Here is a 13,827-nt window from a genome sequence, read left to right as displayed (position 1 = left end):
CATTCATTATGGCACAGCGCAGATTAGGCATCGTGATGCACGGCATCACCGGCCGCATGGGCATGAACCAGCATCTCATCCGCTCCGTCGCGGCGATCCGCGCCCAGGGCGGCGTGACGCTCGCGGACGGATCGAAGGTGCAGCTCGATCCCATCCTGGTCGGACGCAACGCGGACAAGATCCAGGAACTCGCCAAGACCTACGGCATCGACCGCTGGACGACCGATCTCGATTCCGCCATCGCCGATCCGAAAGACGAGATCTTCTTCGACGCGGCGACGACCCAGATGCGGCCGACCCTGCTGGAGCAGGCGATCAATGCCGGCAAGCATATCTACTGCGAGAAGCCGATCTCCACGAACCTGCCGGAGGCCCTGCGGATCGTCCGTCTCGCCCGCGAGAAGGGCGTGAAGAACGGTACCGTTCAGGACAAGCTGTTCCTCCCTGGCCTGCAGAAGCTGAAGATGCTGCGCGATTCGGGCTTCTTCGGCCGCATGCTCTCCGTGCGCGGCGAGTTCGGCTATTGGGTGTTCGAGGGCGATTGGGGCCAACCGGCGCAGCGCCCGTCCTGGAACTACCGCGCCGAGGACGGCGGCGGCATGATCCTCGACATGGTCTGCCACTGGCGCTACGTGCTCGACAACCTCTTCGGCGAGGTGCGATCGGTCTCCTGCATCGGCTCGACACACATCCCCGAGCGCGTGGACGAGAAGGGAAACACCTATCAGGCGACCGCCGACGATTCGGCTTACGCCACCTTCATGCTCGATGGCGGCGTGATCGCCCACATCAACATGTCCTGGTGCACCCGCGTCTATCGTGACGACCTCGTCACGTTCCATGTGGACGGTACGCACGGCTCGGCCGTCGCCGGCCTCACCGATTGCGTGATCCAGCCGCGCCAGGCCACGCCGCGCCCAGTCTGGAACCCGGACCAGAAGCAGACCATCGACTTCTACGACACCTGGCAGCCGGTGCCCGACAACACGGTCTACGACAACGGCTTCAAGACCCAGTGGGAGATGTTCGTCCGTCACGTGGTCGAGGACGCGCCCTACAAGTACACGCTGGTGGAAGGCGCCAAGGGTGTTCAGCTCGTCGAATGCGCTCTCGAGAGCTGGCGCGAGCGCCGCTGGGTCGACGTGCCGCCGCTGAACGTGGGCGCCGCGAAGGAGAAGCAGCATGAACCGGCCTGAGACCATCAGCGCCCTGTCGATCCGCCTGCCGCAGGCGGATCGCAGCCTGGAGACCTATAAGCTCTCCGCGCCGAAATCCTTCCCCGACAAGGCGAGCGGCCCGATGAACCGCATCGCGTTCTCGGCCGCCCACGTGGTCGCCGATCCGCTTGCCGATGCGGATCCCTGGCTGCAGGCCGCCATCGACTGGGACAAGACCATCGCGTATCGCGAGCGCCTGTGGGATCTCGGTCTCGGCGTGGCGGAAGCGATGGACACCGCGCAGCGCGGCATGGGTCTCGACTGGCCGACCTCGCTCGAGCTGATCCGCCGTTCGGTCGGCGCCGCCAAGGCGCGGGGCGATGCCCTCGTGTTCTCCGGTGCCGGCACAGATCACCTCGCGCCCGAGGCGGCGCGCAGCATCGACGACGTGATCCGCGCCTACGAGGAGCAGTTCGCCGCCATCGAAGCGGTCGGCGGACGCATCATTCTCATGGCATCGCGCGCTCTCGCCCGCGTCGCCAAGTCTCCGGACGATTACGTCAAGGTCTACGACCGCATCCTCAGCCAGGCCAAGGAGCCCGTGATCATTCACTGGCTCGGCGACATGTTCGATCCGGCCCTTGCGGGCTATTGGGGCACGAGCGATCTCGATGCCGCCATGGACACGGCCGTGGCGATCATCAACGCCAACGCGTCCAAGGTCGATGGCGTCAAGATCTCGCTCCTCGATAAGGACAAGGAGATCGCCATGCGCCGCCGCCTCGACGAGCGCGTGCGGATGTATACGGGCGACGACTTCAACTATGCCGAGCTGATCGCAGGCGACGAGCAGGGCTATTCTCACGCGCTGCTCGGCATCTTCGATGCCATCGCGCCGGCAGCCTCGTCCGCTCTTGTGAGCTTGGCTTCCGGCAACCTCGACGCGTTCCACGAGGCGCTCGCGCCGACGGTTCCGCTGTCGCGGCACATCTTCCGGGCTCCGACGCGGTTCTACAAGACGGGTGTGGTGTTCATGGCCTATCTCAATGGGCATCAGGACCACTTCACCATGGTCGGTGGACAGGAGAGCGCGCGCTCGACCCTGCATTTCGCGGAACTCTTCCGCCTGGCGGACAAGGCCGGCCTGCTGCGGGATCCGGATCTCGCGGTGGAGCGCATGCGCTTCGTCCTCGCCACGCATGGGGTGGAGGCGTAAGGCATGCGCGACTTTTCCGGCGATCACCGCGCCCTGTCGATCAACACGGCGACGGTGAGGAAGCAGGGCGACCTCGTCGCCATCACGGAAGCCTGCGCCCAGGCCGACATCAAGGCGATCTCGCCCTGGCGCGATCAGGTGGCGCATGTCGGCCTCAACCGGGCCGTGGCCGCCGTGAAGGATGCGGGGCTCGAACTCTCCGGCTATTGCCGCGGCGGCATGTTCCCGGCCGATGCGGCACGGCTGCAGGAAGCCACTGACGACAACCGCCGCGCGGTGGACGAGGCGGTCGCGCTCGGCGCTCCCTGCCTCGTGCTCGTGGTGGGCGGCCTGCCGCAATATTCGCGGCCTGGCTCTCACACCTCGAAGGACATCGACGCCGCCCGCGCCATGGTGGAGGACGGCATCGCGACGCTGCTCGAATATTCCCGGCAGGCAGGCCTTCCTCTCGCCATCGAGCCGCTGCATCCCATGTATGCGGCGGATCGTGCCTGCGTGAACACCATGCGCCAGGCCCTCGATATCTGCGACCGGGTCGATCCGGAGCGGACGGGAATGCTCGGCCTTGCGGTCGACGTCTATCACGTCTGGTGGGACCCGGAGCTGAAGGAGCAGATCCGCCGCACGGGTCAGGACCGGCTGCTCGCCTATCACGTCTGCGACTGGCTCGTGCCCACCACGGACCTGCTGCTCGATCGCGGCATGATGGGCGACGGCGTCATCGACCTGCGCGGCATCCGTGAGGCCGTCGAAGCCGTCGGCTTCGCCGGCTATTCGGAAGTCGAGATCTTTTCGGAAAACAACTGGTGGAAAAAGCCGATGGAGGAGGTGCTCGCCACCTGCATCGAGCGTCACCGCACGGTCGTCTGAAAAGACGCTATCAGAGCATCGTACGGACCCAGAGGGCCGCGTCAGCGAAAAGTGGATCCGGTTTTCCGTACGAACGATGCTCTCGTCTAAGAGAAGGCATCGGATTCGATCCCAAAAGTGCAAGTCCACTTTTGGGTCCGATGCTTTAGGATCTTTGACATCGTGTCTTTGAACATTGGCTCCCGCCCACGGGCGGGAGCCGTAAACCGATCACGCGGCCAGTGCCGATTGCAGCAGATAGGGAGCGCCTGTGGCCTCCGCGATCTCCCGCACTTTCAGTTTCAACGTCTCAGGGATCGGAATGCCCTTGGCGAGACGCTCTTCACGTGCCGCCCATTCCGGCTCGCCTGGGATCAGAACCGGCTCGTCCTCGCGGATCGGCTTCGTCGCGTGCAGGGTGTCGATGATTGTCTCGACATCCGACTGGAACTCATCGAATGGCCTGAAGGCCGCCGGGTTCAGGGCCATGAAGAAATGGCCGATGTTGTCGGGGTCGGAGGGCTTCTGCGTCCGGTTCCTGACCGGAGAGAAGGACGCGCCGGAGAGCGTGCCCGACAGGATCTGGGCGATCAGGCCGAGCCCATACCCTTTGTGTCCGCCCATGTCGCTGCCATCGCCGCCGATGGGCGTGAGGCCGCCCTCCCGGCCCTCGAAAATCTGGCGGAAGGCCTGATTGGAATCGGTAACGGGCCGGCCCTGACCGTCGATCACCCAGCCGGTTGGAAGATCCTTGTCCTGCAGGGCATAGACCTTGACCTTGTTGGCCGCGACGACGCTGGTGGAGATGTCGACACAGATGCTCGGATGGGATCCAGCCGGTACCGCAACCGCAATCGGATTGGTCCCGAGCACACGCTCGACTCCGTTCGTGGGTACGACGGAGATGACGCGGGTCGTCGACGAGACGACACCGATCAAACCACGCTCCGCAGCCATCGTGGCGTAATAGCCGGCGGCGCCGAAGTGGTGGGAATTGAAGACCGAGACGATCCCGACATCGTGCGCCAGAGCCTTCTCGACGGCGAGGTTCATGCCCATCAGCGCGGCAGGATGGCCGAGGCCTGCTCCGCCGTCGATCAGGGCCGTGCTCGCACTCTGCCGGATGATCCTGGGTTCGGCCTGTAGGCGCAGCTGCCCGGCCGTCTGCATCTGGGCATATTGCGTGAGCATCGAGATGCCATGCGAGTCGATGCCGCGCAGATCCGTCTCGACCATGATCTCGGCCGTCAGGCGCAGCTTGTCCTCGCTCATGCCCCAGGCCCGCAGGACCGCCTCGATCTGGGCGCGAACTACATCCGCCGAGAAATTCTCGCTCGCGACCATTGCGTCTTCTTTCGCGTGTTGTGGTCGGGGCTCCCCGTCGGGAGCCGGTGAGGAGGTGGCTCGCGCCACCTCCATGGGGATCAGGCCGCGATGGCCTGCGCCGGATCGAGCAGCTTCGAGACGCTGACCATCTGGCCCGTCTTCGCGCTCTGAAGCGCCGCGATGCCGCACAGGACCGACATGGCGCCGGCGCGCGAACCGGCGCGCTGGTTCAGCGGATCCGGCGTGTCCGGCTTGAAGAGCATGTCCTGCAGCTTCGGGTCGCCGCCGAAATGTCCGCCCGGCTCATGGGGGACCTTGATGGTCTCCGCGCCGCCGAAGTTCCGCACGAGAAGGATCTCGTCGTGTTCCGGCGTTTCCCAGGGCTGGCGCTCGAACTGGCGCATCTGGATGCGGCCCTTGGTGCCGTCGAAGGCGATGAAATGGCCCTCGATCGGCATGTAGGTGTTCACCGAATAGGTGACCTGCACGCCCTTCCGGTAGCGGATCATGGCCGACATGGTGTCGGGGATGTTGATCTCTTCGCGGAACACGCAGGCGTCGCGCACGTAGCCGTCCTCGCGCGAGGGATCCTCGTAGAGAGCCTCGAGCCAGGGATCCTGGCTGATGTCCATGTAGTAGTCGCAGTAGCTGGCATGCGGGCAGGTCTTGCAGCGCTCGCCGCGGAAAGGACCGGCCCTGCCGTATTTGCGCAGGCTGGCGAAGGCGAACACGTCCTCCGGGTCGTCATCCAGGTACCAGTTCATCAGGTCGAAATGGTGCGTGCTCTTGTGCACGAACAGGCTGCCGGAATTCTCCTCGACCGCGTGCCAGCGGCGGAAGTAGTCGGCCCCGTGCTTGTTGTCGAGGAACCAGTGAAAATCGATGGAGGTGAGGTCGCCGATCACGCCCGAATTCAGGAGTTCCTTGATCTTCCGGACGGTCGGGGCGTAGCGGTAGTTGAAGGTCACGTCGACGCGCTTGCCCGTGCGCTTCTCGGCATCGAGGATGCGACGCACCTTCTCGGCCGTCGTGGTCATCGGCTTCTCGGTGATGACGTTCACGCCGGCTTCGAGCGCCCGCACGATCATCTCGTCGTGATTCGAGTCCCGCGTGCAGATGATCACCGTGTCCGGCTTGACGGTGTCGATCATCTCCTGGGCATCGGCATAGATGGGGGCATCGATTCCCAAAAAGCCCCGGGCGCGCTCGGCGCGAAGCTGGTTGATGTCGCAGAGCGCGACGATCTCGACGAAATCGCCGTAACCTTTGACGACGTTGATTCCCCACATGCTCGTGCCGCGATGGCCGGTGCCGATGAGGGCAATGCGTTTCCTGTTGGCGCGGTCCATACTCTTGGGTTCTCCTGCTGCTACGCTCTTTTAAGGGTTCCTGAGCGCTTGATTTGTCATACAAATATGAGCTTCAGTCGATGGGAAACCAGGAGAGAGGCTCGTTCTCTATCCGGTTATCTCTAGGGAAGCTTCGGTAAAGGAGCTTAGATCGGCAAATTACATCATACAACTGGTTGACATACAACCATTCTAAATTTTAGCTTCATGTCGGATAGCGACAAAAGAAAAGCGCTCGCGTAGCGTATGAGGCGGAGGGACCGAAGCCTCGGCGCGACGCAAGCCAAAAAAAAGGATTGTCGCCAAGTGAAAGGCAGCAAGTCCGGGCCGCCGTCCAAGCGGCGCTCAAGAGGGAGATACGCCACATGACTCATGATCTTAACCGTAGGACTCTGTTGAAGGCGGCCCTTGGGTCTGCCGGAATCAGTGCTCTGGGAAGCCTTCCGGCCTTCGCGCAGGACGCGCGCGTTCGCCTGTACTGGTGGGGCTCCAAGGAGCGCGCCGACCGCACGCTGAAGGCTGTCGCGCTCTACCAGGAGCGGAACCCGAGCGTGAAGATCGATGGCGAGACCCTGGCCTGGGGCGATTACTGGCCCCGTCTCGCCACCCAGGCAGCCGGCCGCAACGCTCCGGACCTGATCCAGATGGATTACCGGTATGTCGCGGAATATGCCCGCCGCGGCGCCCTGCTGCCGCTCGACGAGTTCATGGGCAAGTCGCTCACCATCAGCGATTTCGACAAAGCCTCCCTCGACAGCTGCAAGGTCGACGGCAAGCTCTACGGCATCAATATCGGCAACAACTCGAACGCCCTGATCTACAACAAGGCCGCGTTCCAGAAGGCCGGCGTGCCCGAGCCGATCGACGTGAACTGGGACAAGTTCTTCGAGCTCGCTGCCGCAGTGACGAAGGCGCATAACGGCGAATATTTCGGAACATCGGACGGAAGCTCCGAAGAGACCGCGTTCGAGAACTGGCTGCGCCAGCGCGGCAAGGCGCTCTACACGGAAGACGGCAAGCTCGGCCTGACCGAGCAGGACGCAACCGACTGGTTCGCCATGTGGGCCAAGGCGCGAGAGGCTAAAGCCTGCCCTCCGGCCGACCTGCAGGCGCTTGACAAGAACAACATCGAGACGAACCTGCTGACCCAGGGCCGCGCCGCCTGCGCGTTCAACCACTCGAACCAGTATGTCGGCTATCAAGTTCTCAACAAGAACCCGCTCGGCGTCACCATGTATCCGCAGGGCGCAGGCCCGAACCCCGGCCATTACCTCAAGCCCTCGATGATGTGGAGCATCTACGCCCGCTCGAAGGTGGCCGAACAGGCGGTGAAGTTCGCCAACTTCACCGTGGAGGATGTGGACGGCGCGAAGGTCCTCGGCGTGGAACGCGGCGTGCCCGCCTCGCCCAAGATCCGCGACGCGGTCTCGGCGGAACTCGACGATATGGGTAAGCTCGTGGTGAACTTCATCGCTCACGTCACGCCCAAGGTCGGGCCGATCCCGCCCGCTCCGCCGAAAGGCGCCGGTGAGATCCAGACGATGCAGCGCCGGATCGCCGAGCAGGTCGGCTTCGGGCGCCTGTCTCCGGCCGACGGCGGCAAGCAGTACGTCAGCGAAGCCCAGGCCATTCTGAGCCGCGCCTGACGCGACCGCCTTCTGACTCACCAGGCCGACCCAGCCGAACCGGGTCGGCCTGTCCGTCTATCATGACATTGCTGTGAGCCATTCCGCATGACAACAACTGCTCAAATCCCATTGACGATCATCGAGCCGGAGAAGCGCAGCAAGCGCCGCGGGGCCTTGTCCCGGACGCTCGTGTCCTATTCCTTTCTCGCCCCCTGGCTCATCGGCTTTCTCGGGCTGACCCTCGGCCCGACGCTCGCATCCCTGTATCTGTCCTTCACCAATTTCGACCTGCTGCAGGATCCGCAGTTCATCGGATTGGCCAATTACCAGCGCATCGTCACCAACGACGTGAAGTTCTGGCATTCCATGCAGGTGACGTTCACCTACGTCATCATGGCGGTTCCGCTGAAGCTCGCCTTCGCGCTCGGCCTCGCGATGGTGCTCAACCGCGGCATCGCCGGTCTGCCCCTCTACCGCGCTCTGTTCTATTTGCCCTCGCTGCTCGGCGCGAGCGTCGCCATCGCGGTGCTCTGGCGCCAGCTCTTCGCCAAGGACGGCCTCGCCAACGTGGCGCTGGGCTTCTTCGGCGTCCAGGGCCCGAGCTGGATCTCCGATCCGAACTACTCCCTCTACACGCTGGTGCTGCTCAGCGTCTGGCAGTTCGGCTCGCCGATGATCATCTTCCTCGCCGGCCTGCGGCAGATCCCGCCGGACGTGTACGAGGCCGCGAACATCGACGGCGCCAACAAGGTGCAGCAGTTCTTCAAGATCACCTTGCCGCTGCTCACCCCCGTGGTGTTCTTCAACGGCATCGTGCAGACCATCGATGCCTTCAAGGCCTTCACGCCGGCCTTCATCATCAGCGAGGGCACCGGCGGCCCGATCGACTCGACCCTCTTCTATACCCTGTACCTGTATCAGGAAGGCTTCGCCTATTTCCGCATGGGATATGCGTCGGCACTGGCATGGATCCTGCTGATCATCATCGCCTGCTTCACCGCCTTCTCGTTCCTCACCTCTCGCTACTGGGTCCATTACAATGACTGATGCTGCAGCTTCGACGCAGAATGTCGGCGGCGCCCGCTCGCTTCTGTACCATGTGATCCTGTGCGCCGTTTCGCTCGTCATGCTCTATCCGCTGCTCTGGATGCTCGCGAGCAGCTTCAAGCCCGACAACGAGATCTTCGGCAACGCCTCGCTCTGGCCGGACAACTTCACCATCGATGCGTATATCCGCGGTTGGACCGGCCTGACCGTGAGCTTCGGAACCTTCTTCTGGAACTCGCTGGTGATCTCGGTCCTCAGCGTGATCGGCAACGTGTTCTCCTGCTCGCTGGCCGCCTATGCCTTCGCGCGCCTGAAGTTCCCGCTGAAGAACTTCTGGTTCGCGCTCATGCTCGGCACGCTGATGCTGCCGTATCACGTGACCCTCATCCCGCAATACGTGCTGTTCCTGAACCTCGACTGGGTGAACACCTTCCTGCCGCTGGTGGTGCCCAAGTTCCTGGCGGCCGACGCCTTTTTCATCTTCCTGCTCTACCAGTTCTTCCGGGGCATTCCGCGTGAGCTCGACGAGGCGGCGATCATCGATGGAGCCGGGCCCTGGCGCATCTTCTGGAGCGTCATGCTGCCCCTGTCCGTGCCGGCGCTGGCCACTGCGGCGATCTTCACCTTCATCTGGACCTGGGACGACTTCTTCGGCCCGCTCATCTATCTGAACGACGCGAGCCAGTACACGGTGCAGCTCGGCCTGCGCACCTTTGTGGACTCGACGGGCAAGTCCGACTGGAGCGCTCTCTTCGCCATGTCGGTGGTCGCCCTGATCCCGGTCCTGCTGTTCTTCGGAGTCTTCCAGCGCCTGCTGATCGAAGGCATCGCCACCACCGGTCTCAAGGGCTAAGGAGCGAGCGAATGTCATCATCCGGTATTCGCTTCGCCGTGATCGGCATCAACCACAACCACATCTTCGGCCAGGTTGATGCCCTTCTCGGCGCCGGGGCCACGTTCGTGTCCTTCTTCGCCCCGGAGGACGATCTCGCGGCTCCCTTCTCCGAGCGCTACCCGCAGGCGGAGCGCGTGCACGACGCGCGCCGCATCCTGGAGGACGAAGGCATCGCCATCGTCCTGAGCGCCGCGATCCCCAGGGACCGCGCGCGGATCGGCATCGAGGTCATGCGCCACGGCAAGGACTACATGGTCGACAAGCCGGGCATGGTCACGCTCGAGGAACTGGCCGAGGTCCGCCGGGTCCAGCAGGAGACCGGGCGCATCTACTCGATCTTCTACTCCGAGCACTTCAACAGCCGCGTCACCAACAAGGCCGGCGAGCTGATCCGCGACGGCGCGATCGGCAAGGTGGTGAACACGCTGGGCCTCGGCCCGCACCGCCTCAACGCGCCCATCCGCCCGGCCTGGTTCTTCGAACGGGAGGCCTATGGGGGCATCCTGACCGACATCGCGTCCCATCAATGCGAGCAGTTCCTGTACTACACGGGCGCCAAGGATGCGGAGGTCACCCATGCGATGGTGGCCAACCGCAACAATCCTCAGACGCCGGGCCTCCAGGATTTCGGCGAGATGACGCTCAGGTCCGCGGACGCGACCGGCTATATCCGCGTGGACTGGTTCACGCCGGACGGGCTGCCGATCTGGGGCGACGGGCGCGTCATGGTCGTCGGCACCGACGGATACATCGAGATGCGCAAGTACATCGATATCGCCGGGCGCGAGGGCAAGGATCACCTCTTCCTCGTGGACAGGACCGGCACGCGCCATCTGGACTGCTCCAACGAGGATCTGCCTTACGGGCGCGATCTTCTCAACGACGTGCGGGACCGCACGGAAACGGCCATGGGGCAGGAGCACTGCTTCAAGGCCATGGAGCTGACCCTCAAGGCGCAGGCACTCGCGGAAGCGGCGCCCGCCGGGCAGGGGCCCCGGTAATGCTCGACTTCCGCCTGCTCAAGGATGTGCGCTGCGGAATCGGCGAGAGTCCCGTCTGGGACGATCGCCGCAAGGTCCTGTTCTTCATCGACATCAAGGCCCCGGCTATCCATGCCATCCGTCTCGACGGTACGGAGCATCGCACCTGGGCGATGCCGAAGGTCGTCGGCTCCATCGGTCTCGGGGCCAGCGGTCGGCTGGTGGTAGCGCTCGAGCGTGCGATCGCCGTCTTCGACCCGGAAGCCGAGAGCCTCGACATCATTGCAGAGGTTCCAGGCGAACCCTCCTGGCATCGGCTGAACGACGGCAAGGTCGGACCCGACGGTGCGTTCTGGGTCGGGTCGATGGACGACCGCCCGCAGAAGGAGCCGCATGGTTCGCTCTATCGGGTCGACGGGCGGGGCCACGTCACCCGCGTGCTCGAACATGTCTGCCTCGTGTCGAACGGGCTCGCCTGGTCGGCCGATGGCCGCACCATGTTCCACTCAGATTCGCGCGGTCCCTGGATCGATCGCTACGATTTCGACGTCACCTCGGGCCGTCTCGCGAACCGGGTGCGCTTCGCCACGCTCGACGAGGCCAGGGGGCGGCCGGATGGCGGCGCCTGTGACGCCGAAGGGTTCTACTGGAGTTCCGGGGTGTCCGCCGGACGGCTGAACCGCTTCTCGCCCGCGGGAGAGATCGTGGAGAGCCATCCGGTTCCCGTGCCCGCGCCCACCATGCCGTGCTTCTGCGGCGACGACCTGAAGACGCTCGTGATCACGTCCCTCAAGCCGGACGATCCCGATGTTCTGGCCGCGGCACCGCAATCCGGCAGCCTGTTCATCGCGTCATCTCCCGTCGCCGGAGCCCGGATCGAACGGTGGGCGGACACCTGACGGGCAGGTTTCGTCGACAAGGGTGAGGATCTTCTCGGGACAGAGACCTCTCCACTCCGGAAAGTCATCATATATCCTATAAATATTTCCTCGATCATCGGAACCGTGAACCAGCCATGACCTCCAAACGCATCCTGATCACCGGAGCCGCCGGCCGTCTCGGAACGATCCTGCGCGGGTCCCTCGCCGGACAATGCGAGTTGCTGCGGCTGTCCGACATCGTTCCCATGGAGGACGCCCGGGACGGCGAGCAGATCGTTCCCTGCGATCTTGCCGACGCGGCCGCCGTTCAGCTGCTGTGCGAAGGTGTCGATGCCGTCATTCATCTCGGGGGCATTCCCTATGAGACCGGTTGGCCGGAGATGCTGCGGACCAATATCGCCGGCACCATCAATCTCTATGAGGGCGCGCGGCACGCGGGCGTCGACCGCGTGATCTTCGCCAGCAGCAACCACGCCACCGGCATGTATCCGAACGACAGGACGCTGTCCGGCGAAAGCCCGCCCCGTCCCGACTCACGCTACGGCCTGACGAAAGCCTTCGGAGAGGATGTGGCGGCGCTTTATGCCTACAAGCACGGTGTCCGCAGCTTCTGCCTGAGGATCGGCTCGTGCCTGCCGAAGCCGGACAACCGACGCGCCCTGTCCACGTGGTTGTCGCATGACGATTTCGTGCGCCTGGTCCAGGTGGGCCTGACCGCCGATTACGTCCACGAGATCGTCTATGGTGTTTCGCGAAACACCCGCTCCTGGTGGGACAACTCCGCCGCCTATCGTCTCGGCTACGAGCCGCGGGACAATGCGGAGATTTATGCCGCGGAGGTCGAGGGCATCGAGCTCAAGACAGAGCTTGCCCGCCTCTATCAGGGCGGAAACTTCGTGCCGGAGGAATTCTCGAGCCGCAGGGAATGGCTGGGTTGAGACTGCACGGGCGACAAGCAGGTTTCAGGGGCTGAACAAAGAAAAACCGGAGCGCCACGTGAGCGCTCCGGTTTTTCATGCGAGCGGGAATTACGCACGGGCCGCGTAGCGCAGGATGTCGGCGCCCTTGTTCGCGAGGCTCCAGTTCGTGTAGCGCGGATGATCCGGCCCGACCTTCACGGGCTGCGGACGCTCGGTCTCGATGGATTGATAGAATGCCGTCAGCAGTTCCAGCGAGCGGCGCGCGTCGGCCAGGGTGATGGGAAGCTCCCCGCCCGTGACGAGCGCCTCGTGATAGGGGGCGAACAATCCTTCGAAGCGGGTCGGAACGAAATTCCACCCCTCGAAGGCCTGATCGATCTTCGCCTGCACCTCGGGAGACGCGGGGATGATCTTCCACGGGTCGTCGCCCGGAGCGTAGGGTTTCTGGCAGCTCTCGAACGTCACGTTCTCGAAGCAGAAGCGCAGGCGGCTGATCTCGTCCTGCGAGCCCAGCGTCGCCGCCGTGGACGCCAGGGCGCCGTTCTGCAGCTCCAGGCTGCCGACGACGCAATCCTCCACCTCGATGTCGTTCACGCGGGTCGCCGCGCGGGCGAACACGGATTTCACCGGCCCCATGACGAAGGTGAGAAGATCGTGCAGGTGAATCGCATGGGTGACGAGAACGCCGCCGAGCTCGGTTTCCCAGCGCCCGCGCCAGGGGTTGTCGTAATACTTCGCCGTGCGCTTCCAGAACACTTCGACGGAGGCGAGATAAGGCTTGCCCGCGATGCCCTGGTCGATCAGGTGCTTGGCCTTCATAATGCCGTTGCCGTAGCGATACTGAAAGATCGGCAGCACCCGGCCCTTGGACTGCTTTTCGGCCGCGATCACCTTGTCCACATCCGCCACGGAGCCGACGAGCGGCTTCTCGCAGACTACGTTCTTGCCGGCTGCGAGCGCCGCCAGGATCTGTTCGAGATGGACTGCCGGGGGCGTGCAGACATCGACGATGTCCACGTCCTCCATTCGGAGAATCTCGCCGAAGTCCTTCGTCCGCCGCTCGATGCCGAACTCGTCGCCGATGCTCGCCAGACGCTCGTCGCTGAGGTCACAGATGGCGACCACGCGGAACTTGTCCGGATGAGCCGCATAGGAAACAATGTGGGTGCGGCCAATTCCGCAGCCGATGACCGCAACGTTCTTGATCATTAGCGCTCTTCTCCCTTGGCTCCGAACCATGCAGGCTATTCGGAGCTTGACGATGCAGAACGGCTCCTGTGCGCGATGGCAGACCAATCTGCGACCGGCCGACAGCGACTCATGTGGCTGAGCTTCAGGAACCGTAATCTTTGCGATGCAACGTCAGTCCGGCTTGCATGTCAAGATTTGTCGTGCAACATGATATGTGCTTAACTTGATCAAGCTGTAAAAACGCATACGCTAGCGTAGCCGCATCAAGGTTCTGCAGGGCACCCTGAGAGTGCCGCGAACGCGCAAAGTTTTGGAGGAAGCCCCGTGGCCTCAGTAGAGATCCGCAACATCCGCAAGAATTTCGGCACGGTACCGGTCATTCACGGCG

General features: G+C 63.7%; 12 protein-coding genes. 9 read left to right on the top strand and 3 right to left on the bottom strand.

The features are described 5' to 3' along the window. The first annotated feature begins 8 nt into the window (after positions 1–8). Genes DDF70_RS25305 through DDF70_RS25295 form a run of 3 tightly spaced genes read left to right on the top strand, consistent with a single transcriptional unit; the run spans position 9 to position 3,243 of the window. Positions 9–1,196, top strand: a complete 1,188-nt coding sequence (locus DDF70_RS25305; RefSeq protein ID WP_114947540.1) for a Gfo/Idh/MocA family protein — start codon at positions 9–11, stop codon at positions 1,194–1,196. Continuing rightward, positions 1,183–2,373 carry a dihydrodipicolinate synthase family protein gene (locus DDF70_RS25300; RefSeq protein WP_114947539.1) on the top strand — a complete coding sequence of 397 codons (1,191 nt, stop codon included), beginning with the start codon at positions 1,183–1,185 and terminating at the stop codon, positions 2,371–2,373. Before DDF70_RS25305 ends, DDF70_RS25300 begins: the two co-directional genes overlap by 14 nt. A 3-nt stretch (positions 2,374–2,376) precedes the next feature. Further along, a complete protein-coding gene (locus DDF70_RS25295) occupies positions 2,377–3,243 on the top strand; it encodes a sugar phosphate isomerase/epimerase family protein (protein ID WP_114947538.1) in 867 nt (288 codons plus the stop codon). Between the two features lie 210 nt (positions 3,244–3,453). Here the strand turns inward: DDF70_RS25295 and DDF70_RS25290 are convergent, their stop codons facing one another. Both DDF70_RS25290 and DDF70_RS25285 read right to left on the bottom strand, forming a co-directional pair. Next, positions 3,454–4,566, bottom strand: a complete 1,113-nt coding sequence (locus tag DDF70_RS25290; protein ID WP_114947537.1) for an Ldh family oxidoreductase — start codon at positions 4,564–4,566, stop codon at positions 3,454–3,456. 80 nt (positions 4,567–4,646) lie between these two features. Beyond that, a complete protein-coding gene (locus DDF70_RS25285; protein ID WP_114947536.1) occupies positions 4,647–5,897 on the bottom strand; it encodes a Gfo/Idh/MocA family protein in 1,251 nt (416 codons plus the stop codon). Positions 5,898–6,262: 365 nt separating this feature from the next. Between DDF70_RS25285 and DDF70_RS25280 the strand changes: the two genes are divergently transcribed. The 6 genes from DDF70_RS25280 (at position 6,263) to DDF70_RS25255 (ending at position 12,266) form a co-directional block, all read left to right on the top strand. Beyond that, on the top strand, positions 6,263–7,543 hold the full coding sequence (locus DDF70_RS25280) for an ABC transporter substrate-binding protein (protein ID WP_114947535.1): 1,281 nt from the start codon (positions 6,263–6,265) through the stop codon (positions 7,541–7,543). Between the two features lie 87 nt (positions 7,544–7,630). Further along, positions 7,631–8,572 (top strand): carbohydrate ABC transporter permease, encoded by a 942-nt coding sequence (locus DDF70_RS25275; RefSeq protein ID WP_245435641.1) that lies wholly within the window; start codon positions 7,631–7,633, stop codon positions 8,570–8,572. Then, the gene (locus tag DDF70_RS25270; protein ID WP_114947534.1) at positions 8,565–9,425 is read left to right on the top strand and encodes a carbohydrate ABC transporter permease; all 861 of its coding nucleotides are present in this window, start codon (positions 8,565–8,567) and stop codon (positions 9,423–9,425) included. The genes DDF70_RS25275 and DDF70_RS25270 overlap by 8 nt, the downstream gene beginning before the upstream one ends. A gap of 11 nt (positions 9,426–9,436) precedes the next feature. Next, positions 9,437–10,468 carry a Gfo/Idh/MocA family protein gene (locus tag DDF70_RS25265; protein WP_114947533.1) on the top strand — a complete coding sequence of 344 codons (1,032 nt, stop codon included), beginning with the start codon at positions 9,437–9,439 and terminating at the stop codon, positions 10,466–10,468. Beyond that, entirely contained in the window at positions 10,468–11,346 is an 879-nt protein-coding gene (locus DDF70_RS25260) for an SMP-30/gluconolactonase/LRE family protein (RefSeq protein ID WP_114947532.1), read from the top strand. Before DDF70_RS25265 ends, DDF70_RS25260 begins: the two co-directional genes overlap by 1 nt. 116 nt (positions 11,347–11,462) lie before the next feature. Next, entirely contained in the window at positions 11,463–12,266 is an 804-nt protein-coding gene (locus DDF70_RS25255; protein WP_114947531.1) for an NAD-dependent epimerase/dehydratase family protein, read from the top strand. A 90-nt stretch (positions 12,267–12,356) separates the two neighbouring features. On the opposite strand, the gene DDF70_RS25250 is transcribed toward DDF70_RS25255, so the two are convergent. Further along, complete coding sequence (locus tag DDF70_RS25250; protein WP_114947530.1) at positions 12,357–13,457, bottom strand: Gfo/Idh/MocA family protein; 1,101 nt, start codon at positions 13,455–13,457, stop codon at positions 12,357–12,359. Positions 13,458–13,827 lie beyond the last annotated feature (370 nt).

This window comes from Microvirga calopogonii (assembly GCF_003347665.1).
In the GTDB taxonomy this organism is placed as follows: Bacteria; Pseudomonadota; Alphaproteobacteria; order Rhizobiales; family Beijerinckiaceae; genus Microvirga; species Microvirga calopogonii.
This window is presented reverse-complemented; position numbering and strand designations above follow the sequence as displayed.